The sequence below is a fragment of the Amycolatopsis sp. cg9 genome (assembly GCF_041346945.1).
Taxonomy (GTDB): domain Bacteria; phylum Actinomycetota; class Actinomycetes; order Mycobacteriales; family Pseudonocardiaceae; genus Amycolatopsis.
This window is the reverse complement of the sequence record NZ_CP166850.1, coordinates 8,888,849-8,906,469: the sequence shown is the minus strand read 5'-3', so window position 1 is coordinate 8,906,469 and position 17,621 is coordinate 8,888,849. Positions and strand designations below refer to the sequence as shown.

Below are 17,621 nucleotides of genomic sequence, written 5' to 3'. Positions count from 1 at the left end.
CCCGGTGCCGACCGCATGGTCGACGGGCGGGGGAGCGGGGTCAAGCCGCCGGCGACCCGCCGTGGCACGACGTGGCGCGCGAACTTCGTTGTGCGGCAGGGAGTTACCCGCGGCCGTCCCGGCCGGCGCCGGGGCGCCCCACCGTGAAACTTTCACGGTGGGGTGGCTCACGCGTGGCACTCGTAGAGGGTCTGCGCCAGTCCCATCGGCCCGGCCTGGTCGTCCGGCCGGGCGGCCTGCCCGCCGTAGGCCGCCGGGTCGACGGCGGTGCACTGCTGCTCGATCCACTGCCGCCGCCGCTGTCCGGCGCCGCCGTTCACGCCCGGCAGCCTACCGCCGGATCCGTCGAGGACGAACTTCAGCTTGCCCTCGGCCGTCCACTGCCGGAGCTGGCCGACCGAGGGCGAGTCGTCGCTGCCCATGAAACCGCCCATGCCGATGACCGTTTCGCCGGAGCCGATGATGAAGCCCGCCACCGTGCTCGCCGAGCCGTCGACGGCCAGGGCGATCTCCGCGCCGCCGCTGTGCTGCTTCGCGTAGTCCAGGACGCGGCGCTGCTCGTCGGTGAGCTTGCCGTCCAGTGCGCCCATCATGGCGCCGAACCCGCCGCCGCCCGGCAGCTCCGCGCGGTCACCGCCGGTGCCACCCGGGAACCCGCCGGGCAGCTGCGGCAGGTCGCCCGGGAAGCCGCTGGTGCCGCCCGGGCGCATCCCGCCGAAGCCGCCGCCCGGGCCCGCGGCGGGCATCACGCCGAGGTTCTCGCCGGTCGCCGCGGTCGCCGTGGACCACACGGCCGGGACCAGCAGCAGGGTGACCAGTCCGAGCACGAGCGACACGCGCGAGAGCGCCGCGCGGCGGGCTTCGGCGAGCCGGGCCGCGAGCAGCCCGGCCACCGCCACCACGCCGGCCACCAGGACCGCCCAGCGCGTCCAGCCCTGCCACGAAGGATCGCGGCTCGCCAGCACGAAGGCCCACGCCGCGGTCAGCGCCACCACGGCGGGGAGCAGCAGCCACTCCGCGGCCCCGTCGCGCCGGTAGGCACGCCAGAACCGCGCCAGCCCGGCCGCGGAGATCGCCGCGATCGCCGGGGCGAGCATCGTCGTGTAGTACGGGTGCCAGATGCCCTGCGCGTAGCTGAACACCAGCGCGGTCACCAGCAGCCACCCACCCCACGCGAACCAGCCGGCCCGCAGCGCCGGGTCGCCCGGCCGCTTCGCCGCCCGCCGCGAGACACCCTGAGCGCCGACGACCACCAGGACGACCAGCGCCAGCGGCAGCAGCCACGAGATCTGCCCGCCGACCGACGCGCCGAACATGCGGCCGAGCCCGGTGTCGCCGCCGAACATCCCGCCGGCGCCGCCCATCCCGGACGGCGGGGTGATCCCCTCGGGCAGGTCCGGGCGCGGTCCGCCGCCCCCGGGGTTGCCTTCGTTGCCGAAGACCCGGCCGAAGCCGTTGTAGCCGAAGATCAGGTTCCAGGCGGTGCCGTCGGTGCTGCCGCCCATGTACGGCTTGGCCCCGGGCCACCAGTCGTGCAGCGCCGCCCACCAGAACGACGACGCGAACAGGACGACGCCCGCCCCGAGCAGGTCGAGGATCCGCCGCTTGACCGGCGCGGTCGTCCCGGCCAGGTACGCCAGCGCGAAACCGGGGACGACGATCCACGCCTGCATCATCTTGGTGACGAACCCGCAGCCGATGAAGAAGGCGCACCACAGCAGCCACTTCGTCCGGGTACGGCTCGCCTCCGCCCGCACCGAGCGCGTGAACGCGTAGGCCGCCGCGACGAGCAGCAGCACGAGGAGCGTGTCCGGGTTGTTGTCCCGGTTGATCGCGACGGTGATCGGGGTCAGCGTCAGGATCAGCGCGGCCAGCAGCGCGACGTTCTCGCCCGCCCAGAGCCGTACCGCGCGGTGCAGCAGGAAGACCGCCGCGACGCCCTCGAGCACCTGGGGCAGCAGCAGGGCCCAGCCGTGGAAGCCGAACACCAGCACCGAAAGCGCTTGCGGCCACAGCGACATCGGCGGTTTGTCCACAGTGAACACGCCGTAGGGGTCGAACGAGCCGAACAGGAAGTTCGTGACGCTGCCCGTCATGGACTTCACGGCGGCCGAGTAGTAGGTGTTGCCCAGCTGGCCCGCGCCGATCCGCCACGCGTAGAGCGCACCCGCGGCGACGCAGATCCCGGCGAGCGCCCAGGCCCGCCACCTCGTCCGGCGGGGAACCGCGACGCGGCCGGCGGGTGCCGCGTGGTCGGCGGCGACTGTCATGCTGCTTCCTTTCGGTTGTCCTTGCGGAAGACCCAGCCGCGCAGGAGCACGAACCGGCCCGCGGTTCCCAGCACCGAGGCCCCGGACAGCACCACCAGCTCCAGCGCGCGTCCGGGCCACGGGTCGAACCCGTGCAGCGCGAGCAGCGCGGCCGAGGTGAACGCGTAGTAGAGCCCGAACACCACGAGCCCCTGCAGGTGCGCCTTGCGCCGGGGAACGCCCGCGCCGGCGAAGGTGAAGCGGCGGTTGGCTTCGGTGTTGAACAGTGTGGTGAGCACCAGTGCGGCCAGGTTCGCCGCCAGGAGCGGCCACCACAGCCGGAGGAGCCCGTACAGCGCGAGGTACGCGACGGTGGAGAGCACGCCGATCACCGCGAACGACAGGACTTCCCACAGCCGGCCGCCGTCCGGCTCGCCCAGCACCGCGTCGGGGTGCGCGGCGCGCGGGGCCGGCCGGCGGGGCAGGTCCGGCACCCGCGCGGTGCCGGCCGCTTTCGCGCGGGCGACGCGGACCAGCCCGCGGATGTCGTCGAGCGCCGTCTTGGCGACGTCGACGCGGCTGTCGGTGTCCTCGACCCAGTCGACCGGGACCTCGTGCACGCGCACCCCGTTGTGCTCGGCCAGGAGCAGCAGTTCGGTGTCGAAGAACCAGGCGTCGTCCTCGACGTGGTCCAGCAGCGGCCGGACGACGTCGGTGCGCGCGGCTTTGAACCCGCACTGCGCGTCGGAGAAGCGGGCGCGGTGGCTCAGCCGGATCAGCCCGTTGTAGCAGCGGGAGACGAACTCCCGCTTCGGCCCGCGCACCGTGCGCGCCCCGGGGGCCAGCCGCGAGCCGATGGCCAGGTCGGAGTGCCCGTTGACCAGGGGAGCCACCAGCGGCAGCAGCGCGTCGAGCCCGGTGGAGAGGTCGACGTCCATGTACACGACGACGTCGGCGGTGCTGGCCCGCCAGGTCTCGCGCAGGGCCAGGCCGCGGCCCTTGCGGTCGAGGTGGCGCACGCGGACGGAGTCGTGCTCGCGGGCGAGGGCCTCGGCGACCTCGAGCGTCCGATCCGTGCTGGCGTTGTCGGCGACCACGATGGTCCAGCCGAACGGGAAGTGGTCGCGGAGGAACTCGCGCAGCACGCGCACGCAACCGGGCAGTGCGCGTTCCTCGTTGTACACCGGGACGACGATGTCCACCGTCGCCGTCGCGGCACGGTGTTCGGGGGAGGTCCGGAGACCCCCGGTCGCGCCGACCGACATGCGCCCTCCGTTCTCGCTGGTTCTCGGCCGAGCACGACGCTGTGTGACCGGTTACGTAGCCCATACGGTGGGCTACCGATCGTGAGAAGCGCCTGGAATTCCCCTGAGAAGATCATGAGAAGTGGATCTACAGCTCCCGCACAGCCGGGCCGCGTAGCCTCCGCCGGGTGCGACTACTGGTGGTGGACGACGATCCCGACGTACGGGAAAGCCTGCAGCGCAGCCTCGAGTTCGAGGGCTACGACGTCGGCACGGCGACCTGCGGGGCGACGGCGCTCGAAGCGGTCGCCGGTGACCGGAAGCCCGACCTGGTGATCCTCGACGTGATGATGCCCGGCGTCGACGGCCTCGAGACGTGCCGGCGCATCCGCGCGGCCGGCGAGCGGCTGCCGGTGCTGATGCTCACCGCGCGCGACGCGCTCGGCGACCGGGTCACCGGTCTCGACTCCGGGGCCGACGACTACCTCGTCAAGCCGTTCGCCCTGGAGGAGCTGCTCGCCCGCGTCCGGGCGCTGCTGAAGCAGAACCGCGGCCGCCGGTCGGTGCCCGCGGCCCGCCGGTTCGCGGACCTGGAGCTCGACCCGCACACCCGCGAGGTGACCCGCGGCGGGCAGCGGCTGGAGCTGACGCCGACCGAATTCGACCTCCTGGCGGCCTTCCTGGACGCCCCGGGCCGGGTGCTGACCAAGCACCAGCTGCGCCAGGCGGTGTGGGGGCGGGAACCGAGCCGCACCAACAACCTCGACGTCTACGTCGGGTACCTGCGGCGCAAGACCGAGGCGGGCGGGGCGAGCCGGCTGCTGCACACCGTCCGCGGTGTCGGGTTCGTGCTGCGGGCGCCGTGAAGCGCCGGGCCGAGCGCCGGATGCTGCTGCGCAACCGCGTCGCGCTGATCACCGCGGCGATCGTCGCACTGGCGATCGCGTCGATCAGCACCGTGACGTACGTGGCCACGCAGCACAACCTGCGGGCGCAGCTGGACGAGACGCTGCTCGGCGGCTGGCCGCCGCCGGGCGCGCAGGACCCCGGCCTGCCGAAGCCGGACTGGGCCGACCTGTGCCGCGCGGTGAACCGGGGCCGCCCGCTGCAGCGGTTCCTCGAAGGCGTCCAGCTGCTCAAGGCGGACGGGACGACGTGCTCGCCCGCCGGCGTGGACTCGGTCGTCCTCGACGCGGCGGACCGGACGACGCGGACGGTGACGCTGCGGGACGGCTACACGCAGTCCGGGGCGCCGGTCCGGGTGCTGCTCGGCCCGGTCGGCGATGGGAACGTCGTGGCCATCTCGCGCAGCCTGGCCGAGGTCGAGAGCACCTTGACCGGGCTGCGCACCGTCCTGGTCGTGGTGTCGGTGCTGGGTGCGGCGCTCGCGGCCGCGGCGGGCCTGCTGCTCACCCGCCGGACCCTCGAGCCGATGGCCCGGCTGACCGGCGCCGCCGAAGAGATCGCGCGGACCCACGACCTCGAGCTCCCGGTCGCGGTGTCCGGCCGCGACGAGGTCGGCAGGCTGGGCCGCGCGTTCGCCGCGATGACCGGCGCGCTCGCCGAGTCCCGCCGCCGTCAACGGGCGCTGGTGGCGGACGCGGCGCACGAGCTGCGCACGCCGTTGACCAGCTTGCGCACCAACATCGACCTGCTGGCCCGCAGCGAGCACACCGGCCGCCCGCTCGCGGACGGCCACCGCGCCCGGACGGTGGATCGGCTGCAGGTGCAGGCGGAAGAGCTCGGCGACCTCGTCACGGAACTCGTCGTGCTCGCCCGCGACGAGCGCGAACTGGAGCGCGCCGACGTCGCCGTGGCCACCGTCGTCCGGCAGGCGGTCCGCCGGGCGTCGAGCCGCACCCGGGACCACACGTTCGACGTCGAGAGTGCCGAGTGGTCCGTCCGCGGCGACGCGGGCGCGCTGGAGCGGATGGTCCTCAACCTGCTGGACAACGCGATCAAGTTCGCGCCCGCGGGCTCCGTGGTCACGGTCCGCTCGGCGCCGGGCCGGATCTCCGTCGCCGACGAAGGCCCTGGAGTCGCTCCGGAACACCGCGAACCGGCGTTCGACCGCTTCTGGCGCGCCCCGGCGGCCCGCGCACTGCCGGGATCGGGGCTGGGCCTGGCGATCGTCGCGGCCACCGCGGCCGCCCACGGCGGGGGTGCGCGGTTCGAGGATCCACCGGATGGCCGGGGCGCGCTGGTGGTCGTCGAGCTGCCGGGCTGATGGTTTCGGGGCAGCTCCCGGCGGCGGGGCGCTGGTGGTTGCCGGGGTGACCGTGCTGGTGCCGGGCGAGCTCGCAGCGGTGGGGGTGCGGCGGCTGGGTGAGCCGGGATGCGCTGGTGGTTGCTGGGCTGATCGTGCTTGCCCCCGAGCAGCTTGCCGCGGCGAGGTGCCGGGACGGCTCGCGGTGGTGGGGGTGCGGCGGCTTGGTGAGCGCGGCGCGCTGGTGGCTGCCGGGCTGGTCGTGCTGACCGTGCTCGCCCGAGCACTTCACCGCGGTGAGGTGCCGCCAACCGTGCAATCCCAGGCCGCCCCTCGATCGCACGGTCGGGCCCTCACGGGTGGAGACCGCGCCGTCGCGGTCTCCTCGGTCCGTGGTTGCGCGCCGTCAGTCGGCGGGGGTGGTTTCCGGGTTGGCGCGCTGGGCCCGGTTGAGCTCGCGGGCCTCGTGGAGCTGGTCTTCGAGGGTGACGATGCGGCACGCGGCGTCGATGGCGGTGCCCTGGTCGACCAGCTCGCGCACCCGGGCGGCCAGGCGCAGCTGGTGCCGGGAGTAGCGGCGATGCCCGCCGGCCGAGCGTTGCGGGGTGATCAGGCCGGCTTCATCGAGGCTGCGCAGGAAGCCTTGGGTGGTGCCGAGCATGTCGGCGGCCCGGCCCATCGTGTAAGCGGGGTAGTGCTCATCATCGAACTTGTCGGCTCCGCTGGGCGTAGCCGGCCCTTCTTGGTCAGGAATCATTCCACCTCCACGTCACAAAGGACCCCGGATGCCGCGAACGGCACCCGGGGTCCTCAAGGGTTGGGTTTCACCATTGTCAACCGCCGTGAAGGCCGGCTTCCTGCACCCGCGTCCGGCGGAACACCGGATCGCGCGGGGATCGCTTACTCGTGACCGAGCACCACCTCCGAACTCGATGGGACTGCGGCACCCGCGCGGCGCTACCAAGCCGCTGCGGGCGATCCAATGATGGTTCCGTTCCCTTCTTTCCTGGATCTTCTTCTTGCTGGGTACTGCCACTTCACCTGCTGCGGACGTCACTGCCGGGGAACCCTCTCACTGATCGGTCCCAGCACGCTGACGCCGCTGGTCACTGCCCGGAGCCCCGTTCACCGATCGGCTCCGGCCACCTGACCGGTCTTGCCACTGCACAACTGCTGATCTTCGCGGGTAGTTGCGTTCTCTCCCGCGCCTGCTTGACGTTGTTTCCCTTGCTACGTGGAGAACATTACACGCGCCCGCCGCCGAATGTCTACTCCCGTCACCATAGATTTTCTGCGCGCCCGGCCACGGTCACCGGGCCGGGCGGTTTTCCAGCACCCGGAGGAAGGCGCGGGACCACTCGGGCAGGTCCGGCCAGCCGCGGCAGGACACCATCGCGCCGTCGACGACGCCGGGGCCGTCGGCGAACGTGGCGCCCGCCTGCTCGACGTCCACCCGCAGCGGCGGGAAGGCGGCCGTCGTGCGGCCGCGCAGGAGGCCCAGTGCCGCCGGGACCTGCGCGCCGTGGCAGATCGTCCCGACCGGGAGCTCGCGCTCGAAGAAGTGCGGGACGATCCGGGCCACCTCCGGGTCGGTCCGCAGGTACTCCGGGGCCCGCCCGCCGGGGATCACGAGCGCGTCGAAGTCGCCGGGGTCCACGTCGGCGAACGCCAGGTCGACCGGGAGCAGGTGCCCCGGTTTCTCGGTGTAGGCGTCCCACCCGGGTTCGAAGTCGTGGACCACCAGGTGCACCGGGCGCGTCGTCGGGGCGGCCACGACCGCCTCGTGGCCGCCTTCGCGCAGGCGGAAGATCGGGTACATCGAGTCGAGCTCTTCGGCGGCGTCGCCGGTCAGGACCAGCACCCGGGCCATGTCGTTCCCCTCCTCAGCGCAGCGTCCACTGCTGGTTCGGCTGCCCGCTGCACGCCCACAGGACCAGCTGGGTGCCGTTGGCGGTGCCCTGCCCGTACGCGTCGAGGCAGAGACCCGACTGGACCCCGGTGATCGTGCCGTTCGCGGCGACGGTCCACTGCTGGTTGGCCTGGCCGTGGCAGTCCCAGACGATCACCGGGGTGCCGTTGGCCGTCCCGTGGCCGGAGGCGTCGAGGCACTTGGTCCCGCCGACGGTCAGCTGCTGACCCGCTCGGGTCCACGCCTGGCCGGCCTGCCCGCCGCAGTCCTGCAGCCGGACCTGGGTGCCGTCGGCCGCGCTCGCGGCGTCGACGCACCGGCCCGACTGCGCGCCGACGATCCGCTGTGCCGACGGGGTGCCGATGCTCCCGGGGACGGACTGCAGCGCGCCGAACCAGGTGGCGGCCATCTTGCCGTAGCCGGTGGCCGTGGGGTGGATGCCGTCGATCAGGTCGCCGGTGGTCACCGCCGAGTGCTGGTCCACCAGGTGCACGTGCTTTCCCGCGTTCCGGTTGCGCTGCACGATCCCGGGGATGGCGGAGTTGAACGCGCGGACGGCGGACTCCTGGCCGGAGTTGGCGAGCGGGATGATCGTCGCGACGAAGACCTCCGCGTCCGGTGCGGTCGCGGTGATGTGGTCGATCAGCCCGGACAGCCGGTCCGGCGCGTGGCCGACGTCGTAGTTCTGCAGGACGTCGTTGGTGCCGATGTGCAGCAGGACCGTGTGCGAGCCGGTGTTCCGCAGCCAGGTGACGACGTTCGCGTCGATCTGGTCGATGCGCCAGCCCGGGTGGCCCTCGTGGTCGTGGTCGCCGAGTGCGGCCGGGCCGTTGTACTGCGAGCCGGTGAAGTCGACCCGGTAGCCGCTCGCGCTCAGGCGTTGCCACAGCCCGATCCGGTAGCCACCGGGGACTTGCGTGCCTTCGGTGATGGAGTCGCCCAGCGGCATGACCCGGACCCCGCCGTTGGAATCGGCGGCCGCCGGGGTGCCCGGGAGCAAGGCGGTCAGGAACAGGGCCGTCGCCGCCGTGATGAGCCGGATTCTCATGGTTCTCCTCGCTCGTTCAGCCGAAGGTCCACTTCTGGTCGGCCTGCCCGGTGCAGGTCCAGAGCCGGACGGCGGTGCCGTTGGCGGTACCGCCGTCGGTCACGTCCAGGCACAGTCCGGATTGGACACCGGTGACGGCACCCGCCGACGTGACCTGCCAGCGCTGGTTGGCGCCGCCGTTGCAGGTCCAGACCACGACCTTGGTGCCCGGGGTGGTGCCCTGCCCGGAGGCGTCCAGGCACCGGGTGCTGTCGCCGCCGTAGACGGTCAGTTCCCCCGCGGTGGTCCGGGTCCAGGACTGGTTGGTGCCGCCGTGGCAGTCCCAGATCTGCACCTGGGCGCCGGGGGTGGTGCTCACGCCGTTGACGTCCAGGCACTTGCCCGATCCGGCCGAGCGCACGGGGCTCGCGGCCGGTCCGGTCCCGGCCGGGCCCGCGGCGGCGATGACCTGCTGCGCGCCCGACGGCCAGTTGGTGCCGCTCACCTGGACGTTGCCGCTCAGCACGTTGTTGTGCGGCGGCCCGGTGGCGACGTTGGTCGCGCCGCCGTTGTACCAATTGCCGCCGAACGTGCTGTCGCTGGTGTTGTTGCTGCCACTGGCGTTGGTGAAGGCCCAGACCCCGGAATCCTGGATCACGTTGGCCGACAGGGAAACGTAGCGGGAACCCTCGTCCAGGTACAGGCCGACCGTGTGGTTGTTGTCGTAGACGTGGTTGTGGTCGATGGAGCTGCCCGGGTCGGCCGAGAGGTTGTAGATGCTGCCGCCGTCGTGCATGAGCTTCTTCGTGCCGTGCACCCGGTTGTAGCTGACGACGGTGTCGCGCAGGGTCGTCGGCGTGGAGTACACCGGCTGGTAGCTGTACAGGCCCCGGTTGCGGTAGTCCTGGCTGCCGCCCGGGTCGTTCGCGCCCCAGCCCCAGCCGACGTCGATCCCGTCGTAGGTCAGGTTCGCCACGTCGTTGTGCGTGATCACGGCGTGCGTGACGTAGGTCGACAGGATGCCGGCCATTTCCCGGTAGTCCAGCGCGACCCGGCTCACCGTGTTGCCCGACAGCGTGATGTCGCGGTTGGTCATCGCCGGGTTCGCCGGGTGGTGGGCGTCCGGCCGCACGCCGCCGACGACGATGCCCGCGCCGGAGTCCTCGGTGAAGGTGTTGTGGTCCACGGTGATCGACGACGCCCCGAGGCCGACCCCGGTCGCGTGCGCGTTCGCGTCGTTGCCGATGCCGAGTGCCACCTGCCCGAGGTGGGTGAAGGTGTTGCCGCTGAACGTGATCCCGGTGGCGGCCGAGACCTGGACCGCGGCCGGGGCCTGCGCCCAGCCGTTGCGGGCGCCCTCGAACAGCGGGCAGCCCGACTGGCAGGAGCTCAGGAAGTCACCCGGCATCGGCGCCGCGGCCGGCAGGAACGTGCCGCTCTGCTGGTTGGCGTAGCCGACCGGTGTGCCCGGTGTGAGCCACGTCGTGTGCTCGAAGTGCAGTCCCTTGAAAGCGAGGCCCCGCACCGGGTTGTCGTAGCTGCCGCTGATCCGCAGCAGCGACGTCAGCCGCGGCAGCTCGACGTCGTGGGCGCCGGGCACCCACCCGCCCGGTGCTTTGTAGTAGAGCCGCCCAGCCTGCGGGTCCAGGTACCACTGGCCGGTGGTCTTGAGGAACGAGTACGAGTTCTCCAGGTACAGCTGGCCGCCGCCGAAGGGCTTGGCGAGGGTGTCGTAGCCCCAGTTGTTGTTGTTCCACGCCGGTTGCTGCATGACGATCGACGTGCCGCTGACGTGGTCGACGGGGGAGTACCGGTCGGTGAAGGAGTTCTGGCTCTCCACCTCGATCCGGTTCTGCCCCGGCAGCGTGGCGAGGTAGTTCAGCGCGGGGTTGACGATGGTCAGGCCGGACGTCGTGATCTGCACGTCGCCGCGCGAGATCGGGATCGACGCACGCGGTGCCAGCGCGCCGTCCACGAACAGCTGGCGCGAGTCGGCGCCCGGCGGCACGGCCGCCACCCAGATGTTCTGGCTCGTGTCCTGCACCGTCCAGCCGGTGACCGGCGAGCCGCCGGAGAGGATCGGCGGCTCGCCGGACGCGGGCTGCCAGGTGACGGTGTGGCCGTTCTGGCCGGAGTCGGCGCTGGTGAACGTCAGCGGGGCGGCGAGCCGGTACGTGCCGCCGGCCAGCTGCACGACCACGTCGTCGTCCGCCGACCGGGCGCGGGCCAGCTGCTGCGCCCTGGCCGGGGTGGCGACCGGCTGCGCGGGGGTGCCGGGGTTGGCGTCGTCACCGCTCGGCGCCACGGCGATGGTGACGGTCGCGGCGTGGGCGGGCGCCGCCGCGAGCGCGGTCACCACGAGGGCGGCGGCGAGCGCGGCGGCCACGGATCCGGTGCGCGGCGGCATGGCGGCTACCTCCCGGGGGACGGGGATGTGTGTGACTCATGTCGGGCCATGGTCCCCGGCCCGCCGGAAGATGCGCACGGGCGTCGCGGCGCTCGACTTTCCACCTGCGAGAACGCATGTAAGTTTCATCCCGGCTCCGCCGTTGTTGACTCGGCAACCGGGTCGCGAGGTACAGTCACTGGCCGGCGCCCAGTGAGTCATACTCATCGGGTGACCAGTGATGAGGAAACCGCGCCGCCGGCCCCGTACCGGCCCGGCTACGAACTGGTGGCCGAGCAGATCCTGCGGCTCATCGCCGAGCTGGAGCTGCGGCCCGGTGACCGGATGCCGACCGAGGTCGAGCTGGCGGCGCGGATGGGAACCAGCCGGACCGTGGTGCGGGAGGCCGTCAAGATCCTCTCGGCGATCGGCCGGGTACGCGCGCACAAGGGACGTGGGCTGTATGTCTCCGACGACGAGGGCATGCTCGGCGCTTCCCGCTGGGGCGGGTTCTTCCTGCCCGCCGACCTCGACCACGTCTACATGCTCTTCGAGTTCCGCCGGGTCCAGGAGACCGCCGCCGGCCGGCTGGCGGCGGTCAACGCCACCCCGGTGCAGCTGCGCGCGATCGAGGCCGCCGCCGAGACCTGCCGCCACGGTCACCTGACCGGCCAGACCGCGCTGTTCGACCGCGGCGACGACGACTTCCACCTCGGGATCGCCACCGCGTCGCACAACCAGTTCCTCGTGGCGGCCGTGCGCGAAGCCCGCCGCCTGCAACGCCAGTCGAACATCATCGGGATGTCCGGCGCGGTCGGCGGCCACGCGGCGGGCGCGGTCGACGAGCACGCCGCGATCTTCCGGGCGATCCGCGACGGCGACCCGGACGCGGCGGCCGACGCGGTCGCCGTCCACCTCGACAACACCCTGGAGGACTACCGCCGCGAAATCCAGCGCCGCCTCTTCGGCCGATGAACTCACCGTGGATTCCCCGAGCGCGGCTCCGGGGAAGTCCACGATGAGTTCATTCCGGTGTGGACTCCCGGGGTCCGGCGGTGAACGGGATCCGTTGCAGGTGAGTAATTTTCACGGTGGATTGACCTTTGCCGCCGGCGGCTCCTATCTTGGCTCTTGCCCGTTCGGTCGGTAACTGGACGGCTTCGCAGCGCGCACCCCGCGCGCTCCTTGCGCTCCTGAAGAGGAGTACCCGTGACGACGCTGTCTCGTACTCTGCGCGCGGCCTTCCTGCTCGCCGCGTTGCTCCTGGGGGTCGTACCGCCCGTGTCCGCCGCCCCCGCGGCGGGTTTCACGGTCCTGGTGTTCTCGAAGACCACCGGCTTCCGGCACGACTCCATCCCGGCCGGGATCGCCGCGATCCGGCAACTGGGGCAGCAGAACGACTTCGCGGTCGACGCCACCGAGGACGACTCGGTGTTCACCGACGCCGGCCTGGCCCCGTACGCCGCCGTGGTCTTCCTGTCCACGACCGGCGACCCGGTCGGCACGCAAGCCGGGAAGGACGCCTTCCGGCGGTACATCGAGCGCGGCGGCGGGTTCGCCGGTATCCACGCTGCCTCCGACAGCGGGTACGACTGGGGCTGGTACGGCCAGCTGGTCGGTGCCTACTTCAAGCAGCACCCGGCGCAGCAGAACGCGCTGGTGAAGGTCGAGGACGCGAACCACCCGTCCACGCAGGGGCTGCCGGCCCAGTACACCCATTTCGACGAGTGGTACGACTTCCGGGCGAACCCGCGCCCGGCCGTCCACGTACTGACCACTGTGGACGAATCCAGCTACTCGGGCGCCACGATGGGCGCGGACCACCCCACGACGTGGTGCCACGACTTCGACGGCGGCCGGTCCTGGTACACCGGCATGGGCCACACCGCCGAAAGCTTCGGCGAACCGAACTTCCGGCACTTGCTGCTGGGCGGCATCCGCACCGCGGCCGGGGCGGTCCCCGCGGACTGCTCGGTCACCACCACGCCGCCGCCGTCGGGCAAGCAGGTCGTGGGCGCGCAGTCGGGCCGGTGCGTGGCGGTGCCGAACGCCTCGACGGCGAACGGGACCCAGGTGCAGCTGCGGGACTGCGTGGCGGGCCAGGCGAACCAGACGTGGACCTACACCGCGGGCAAGCAGCTGACGGTGTACGGGTCCAAGTGCTTGGACGCCTCGGGCCGCGGGACGGCCAACGGCACGCCGGTGATCATCTGGGACTGCACCGGGCAGCCCAATCAGCAGTGGAATGTTAACGCGAACACGATCACCGGCGTCCCGTCGAACCTCTGCCTGGACGCGTCCGGCCGCGGCACGACCAACGGCACGAAGATCATCCTGTGGTCCTGCGGCGGGCAGGCCAACCAGCAGTGGTCCCTGCGCTGAACCGTCCTCGCCACCCCTTCGCCTCGAGGAGAGCCATGTCCGGATTTTCCGCGCTGCGCCGCGGCGCACTGGCGGCGGCCGCGGTAGTGGCCGCCGCCCTGGCCCCGGTGCTCGCGACCCCCGGTGCCCCGGCCGGCGCGGCGGCGCTGCCGCCGGACTCGAAGTTCCAGAAGGTCACGCTGCACACCGAGACCGGCAACCCGATGGCGCTCGACGTCGCCCCGGACGGGCGGGTCTTCTACATCGACCGGCTCGGTGACGTGAAAGTCGTCAAGCCCACCGGCACCACGGTTCTCGCGACGCACCTGAACGTCTTCACGGCCAACGAGTCCGGCGGCCTCAACATCGCGCTCGACCCGGGGTTCGCCACCAACCAGTGGGTGTACGTCTACTACTCGCCGAACAACGCCGGCAACGTCGATCGGCTGAGCCGGTTCACCGTCAGCGGCGACACCATCGACCAGTCGACCGAGAAGGTCGTGCTGGACGTGCCGGTGCAGCGCGCCGAATGCTGCCACCACGGCGCCGGCCTGGTCATCGACAAGAAGAACGGGAACCTCTGGTTGTCGCTGGGGGACAACACGAACCCGTTCGCCTCGGACGGCTACAGCCCGCTGGACCAGCGCTCCGGGCGCGCGTACTGGGACGCCGAACGCACCGCGGGCAACACGAACAGCCTGTCCGGCAAGGTCCTGCGGATCCACCCGGAAGCCAACGGGACGTACACGATCCCCTCGGGCAACCTGTTCGCGCCCGGCACGGCGAACACCCGCCCGGAGATCTACACGATGGGTGAGCGCAACCCGTTCCGGATGGGCCTCGACCCGAAGACCGGCTACCCCCTGGTCGCCAACTACGGCCCGGACGCGCCGAACGCCAGCTCGGCCCGCGGCCCGCAGAACACCGTCGAATGGGACGTCGTCAGCAAGCCGGGCAACGCCGGCTGGCCGTTCTGCGTCGGCCCGAACCTGGCCTACAACCGGTACGACTTCGCCACCGGCGCGTCGGGCGCGCAGTTCGACTGCGCCGGCGGCCCCACCAACAGCTCGCCCAACAACACCGGGCTGACGAAGCTGCCCCCGGCCATCCCGGCCCAGGTGTACTACCACTACACCGCCGATCCGGCGCACTTCCCGCAGCTGTCCGGCGGCGCGCCGATGGCCGGGCCGGTCTACCGGTTCGACCCGAACCTCGCCTCGACCCGCAAGTGGCCGGTGGACTTCGACGGCCGCGCGGTCTTCGCCGAGTGGAACACCAGCTCGATGTTCACCTTCCAGCTCGACAGCGGCGGCACCACCGTCACCTCGATCGACCCGCTGCTGCCGTCGGTGAAGTTCAACCGGCCGATGGACTTCGAGTTCGGCCCGGACGGCGCGCTCTACGTCGTCGAGTGGGGGACCGGGTACGGCGGCGGGAACAGCGACGCCTCGATCGTCCGGGTCGACTACCTCGGCGGCGGCTCGGCCGCACCGGTCGCGAAGGCGGCCGCGGACCGCACCAACGGGCCCGCCCCGCTCACCGTGAACTTCTCCAGCGCCGGTTCGACCGACCCGGGCGGCTCGGCGTTGCGGTACAGCTGGAACTTCGGCGACGGCACCACGTCCACCGCGGCGAACCCGAGCCACACCTACACCGCCGGCACCTACACCGCCGTGCTGACCGTGACCAACTCGGCCGGGGTCACCGGGACCGCGAGCGTCGCCGTCACCGCGGGCAACACGGCGCCGGCGGTCACCATCACCACCCCGCCGGCCGGCGGGCTGTTCGACTGGGGCGACTCGGTGGACTTCGCCGTCACGGTCAGCGATCCGGAGGACGGGACGATCGACTGCTCGCAGGTGACCGTCCAGGCCTACCTCGGGCACGACGAGCACGGGCACCCGCTCGACCAGTACCGCGGCTGCACCGCCCGGGTGCAGACCACGCTTTCCTCGGGGCACAGCGAAAACGACAACATCTTCTACGTCGTCGAAGCGTCCTACACCGACAAGGGCGGCGCCGGGGGAGCCGGTCCGCTCACCGGCCGCTCGCAGGTGGTCCTGCAACCGAAGATGAAGCAGGCCGAGTTCTTCACTGCCACCGGCCGGACCGCTGACGGGAAGGGCACGGACACCGCGGGCGTCACCGTGGAAACGGCCACCGACCCGCAGGGCGGCGGCAGCAGCGCGGCGTTCGTCCAGGACGGCGACTGGTGGTCGGTCGACCCGATGGCCCTGGACAACACCACCGGCCTCCACGTCCGGGCGTCCTCGGGCGGGTCCGGGGGAACGCTCGAGGTGCGCCGCAACGCGCCGGACGGCGCACTGGTCGCCTCGGTGCCGATCACCGGCACCGGCGGCTGGCAGACCTGGCAGGACTTCGCGGTCGGCCTGACGAACCCGCCCACCGGCACCGGAAAGCTCTACTTCGTGGCCCGCAACCCCGCGGGCCAGAGCGGGGCCGCCTACCTGTTCAACGTCAACTGGGTCCACTTCACCGGCTCCGGCGTCGGTCAGCCCGGCACGACGCCGTCGGGCAAGCAGATCGTGGGGACGCCCTCCGGCCGGTGCGTGGAGGTACCGAACTCCTCGACGGCCAACGGGACCCAGGTGCAGCTGCGGGACTGCGGCCAGGCCGCCAACCAGCAGTGGACGTACTCCAGCACGAAGCAGCTGGTGGTCTACGGGAACAAGTGCCTGGATGCGTCCGGCCAGGGCACGGCCAACGGCACGCAGGTGATCATCTGGGACTGCCACAACCAGGTGAACCAGCAGTGGAACGTCAACGGCAACGGCACGATCACCGGCGTCCAGTCCGGGCTGTGCGTCGACGCGAACGCCCAAGGCACGGCCAACGGCACGAAGATCATCCTCTGGTCCTGCGGGGGCCAGGCCAACCAGCAATGGAGCCTGCGGTGAAACGTCTGCTCGCCTTCCTCCTCCTCTTGCCGCTCGCGGTGGTGTTCGCGGTCGCCCCGCCGGCCGCGGCCGCCGCGCTGACCCGCGTCACCGGGTTCGGTGCCAACCCCACCAACCTCGGCATGTACCTGTACGTGCCGGACACCGTGGCGCCCAAGCCGGCCCTGCTCGTGCTGGTGCACTACTGCAGCGGGTCGGCGAGCGCGATCTTCACCGGCAACGGGCACGACTACGCGACGGCGGCCGACCGCTACGGCTACCTCATCGTCGTGCCGGAGGCGACCCGGGACGGCCACTGCTTCGACGTGTCCACGAAAGCGGGCCTGACCCGAGACGGCGGCAGCGACACCACCGGCATCATGGCGATGGTCGCCTGGACGCGCCAGCACCACGACGTGGACCCGGGCCGGATCGTGGTCAGCGGCTTCTCCTCGGGCGCGATGATGACGAACGTCCTCGCCGCGCAGTACCCCGACGTCTTCTCCGCCGGTGCCGCGTTCTCCGGCGTGCCCGCCGGGTGCTTCGCGACCACCGACGGCTCGCTCTGGAACAGCCAGTGCGCGGGCGGGAACGTCGTCAAGTCCGCGCAGCAGTGGGCCGACCAGGCGCACGCGATGTACCCCGGCTACCCCGGCACCTACCCGCGGATGCAGCTGTGGCACGGCAACCAGGACACCACGTTGGCGTACCCGAACTTCGGCGAAGAGATCAAGCAGTGGACCGCGCTGCGCGGGCTGGGCCAGACGCCGTCGTCCACCGACCACCCTCAGTCGTCGTGGACCCGGAACCGCTACGGCGGCACGGGCACCCAGGCGCCCGTCGAGGGCATCACGATCGCGGGTACCGGCCACACCCTGCCGCAGGCGGGAATGCTCGCGTACGCCATCTCCTTCCTCGGGCTCGACGGCGGCGGGAGCCCGGCCACCGGCGCGCCGGTGCGTTCGGTGGCCGCGGGCCGGTGCCTGGACGTGCCGGGGCAGTCGACCACCCCAGGCACCCGGATGCAGGTCTGGGACTGCCACGGCGGCGCGAACCAGGCGTGGACGGCCACGGCGGCCGGGGAGCTGACCGTCTATTCCGGCGGCACGCTGCGCTGCCTGGACGCCGAGGGCGCCGGGACCACGCCCGGCACCGCCGCGATCATCTGGGCGTGCCACGGCGGGGCCAACCAGAAGTGGCGGATCGGCTCCGACGGCTCGATCACCGCGACGCAGTCGGGGCTCTGCCTGGAACTCGCGGGCGCGACCGCGAACGGCACCGCCGTGCGGCTCGGGACCTGCACGCACGCCACCACCCAGCAATGGACTCGGAACTGACCGGA

Annotated in this window: 12 protein-coding genes; 6 read left to right on the top strand and 6 right to left on the bottom strand. The window is 72.0% G+C overall.

Translation table 11 applies throughout. The annotated features are described in order from the left end of the window. Nucleotides 1–167 precede the first annotated feature (167 nt). Nucleotides 168–2,270 (bottom strand): ArnT family glycosyltransferase, encoded by a 2,103-nt coding sequence (locus AB5J73_RS40880; RefSeq protein WP_370964363.1) that lies wholly within the window; start codon nt 2,268–2,270, stop codon nt 168–170. Beyond that, nucleotides 2,267–3,514, bottom strand: a complete 1,248-nt coding sequence (locus tag AB5J73_RS40875) for a glycosyltransferase (protein WP_370964362.1) — start codon at nt 3,512–3,514, stop codon at nt 2,267–2,269. Before AB5J73_RS40875 ends, AB5J73_RS40880 begins: the two co-directional genes overlap by 4 nt. A 167-nt stretch (nt 3,515–3,681) precedes the next feature. On the opposite strand from AB5J73_RS40875, the gene AB5J73_RS40870 reads away from it, so the two are divergent. Next, nucleotides 3,682–4,359: a response regulator transcription factor gene (locus AB5J73_RS40870; protein WP_370964361.1), complete on the top strand. Its 678-nt coding sequence runs from the start codon at nt 3,682–3,684 to the stop codon at nt 4,357–4,359. Then, nucleotides 4,356–5,720: a sensor histidine kinase gene (locus AB5J73_RS40865; protein ID WP_370964360.1), complete on the top strand. Its 1,365-nt coding sequence runs from the start codon at nt 4,356–4,358 to the stop codon at nt 5,718–5,720. The genes AB5J73_RS40870 and AB5J73_RS40865 overlap by 4 nt, the downstream gene beginning before the upstream one ends. A gap of 385 nt (nt 5,721–6,105) precedes the next feature. Here AB5J73_RS40865 and AB5J73_RS40860 read toward each other — a convergent pair whose 3' ends face one another. The 4 genes from AB5J73_RS40860 to AB5J73_RS40845 form a co-directional block, all read right to left on the bottom strand. Further along, nucleotides 6,106–6,456 (bottom strand): MerR family transcriptional regulator, encoded by a 351-nt coding sequence (locus AB5J73_RS40860; RefSeq protein ID WP_370964359.1) that lies wholly within the window; start codon nt 6,454–6,456, stop codon nt 6,106–6,108. 552 nt (nt 6,457–7,008) lie between these two features. Further along, nucleotides 7,009–7,569, bottom strand: a complete 561-nt coding sequence (locus AB5J73_RS40855; RefSeq protein ID WP_370964358.1) for a DJ-1/PfpI family protein — start codon at nt 7,567–7,569, stop codon at nt 7,009–7,011. A 13-nt stretch (nt 7,570–7,582) separates the two neighbouring features. After that, the gene (locus AB5J73_RS40850; RefSeq protein ID WP_370964357.1) at nt 7,583–8,656 is read right to left on the bottom strand and encodes a ricin-type beta-trefoil lectin domain protein; all 1,074 of its coding nucleotides are present in this window, start codon (nt 8,654–8,656) and stop codon (nt 7,583–7,585) included. Nucleotides 8,657–8,672: 16 nt separating this feature from the next. Next, nucleotides 8,673–11,042 (bottom strand): RICIN domain-containing protein, encoded by a 2,370-nt coding sequence (locus tag AB5J73_RS40845; RefSeq protein WP_370964356.1) that lies wholly within the window; start codon nt 11,040–11,042, stop codon nt 8,673–8,675. 210 nt (nt 11,043–11,252) lie between these two features. On the opposite strand from AB5J73_RS40845, the gene AB5J73_RS40840 reads away from it, so the two are divergent. From AB5J73_RS40840 to AB5J73_RS40825, 4 genes are all read left to right on the top strand, one after another. Continuing rightward, a complete protein-coding gene (locus AB5J73_RS40840) occupies nt 11,253–11,996 on the top strand; it encodes a FadR/GntR family transcriptional regulator (protein ID WP_370964355.1) in 744 nt (247 codons plus the stop codon). Nucleotides 11,997–12,230: 234 nt separating this feature from the next. Continuing rightward, on the top strand, nt 12,231–13,403 hold the full coding sequence (locus AB5J73_RS40835) for a ThuA domain-containing protein (RefSeq protein ID WP_370964354.1): 1,173 nt from the start codon (nt 12,231–12,233) through the stop codon (nt 13,401–13,403). A 35-nt stretch (nt 13,404–13,438) separates the two neighbouring features. Further along, the gene (locus tag AB5J73_RS40830; RefSeq protein WP_370964353.1) at nt 13,439–16,300 is read left to right on the top strand and encodes a PQQ-dependent sugar dehydrogenase; all 2,862 of its coding nucleotides are present in this window, start codon (nt 13,439–13,441) and stop codon (nt 16,298–16,300) included. Beyond that, nucleotides 16,297–17,616 carry a PHB depolymerase family esterase gene (locus tag AB5J73_RS40825; RefSeq protein ID WP_370964352.1) on the top strand — a complete coding sequence of 440 codons (1,320 nt, stop codon included), beginning with the start codon at nt 16,297–16,299 and terminating at the stop codon, nt 17,614–17,616. Before AB5J73_RS40830 ends, AB5J73_RS40825 begins: the two co-directional genes overlap by 4 nt. Nucleotides 17,617–17,621: the final 5 nt, after the last annotated feature.

Excerpts from the sequence above, each read along its gene's own strand:
- AB5J73_RS40830 (WP_370964353.1), top strand. The coding sequence starts at position 13,439 with ATGTCCGGATTTTCCGCGCTGCGCCGCGGCGCACTGGCGGCGGCCGCG.
- AB5J73_RS40875 (WP_370964362.1), bottom strand. The coding sequence starts at position 3,514 with ATGTCGGTCGGCGCGACCGGGGGTCTCCGGACCTCCCCCGAACACCGT.
- AB5J73_RS40855 (WP_370964358.1), bottom strand. The coding sequence starts at position 7,569 with ATGGCCCGGGTGCTGGTCCTGACCGGCGACGCCGCCGAAGAGCTCGAC.
- AB5J73_RS40860 (WP_370964359.1), bottom strand. The coding sequence starts at position 6,456 with ATGATTCCTGACCAAGAAGGGCCGGCTACGCCCAGCGGAGCCGACAAG.
- AB5J73_RS40850 (WP_370964357.1), bottom strand. The coding sequence starts at position 8,656 with ATGAGAATCCGGCTCATCACGGCGGCGACGGCCCTGTTCCTGACCGCC.
- AB5J73_RS40880 (WP_370964363.1), bottom strand. The coding sequence starts at position 2,270 with ATGACAGTCGCCGCCGACCACGCGGCACCCGCCGGCCGCGTCGCGGTT.
- AB5J73_RS40845 (WP_370964356.1), bottom strand. The coding sequence starts at position 11,042 with ATGCCGCCGCGCACCGGATCCGTGGCCGCCGCGCTCGCCGCCGCCCTC.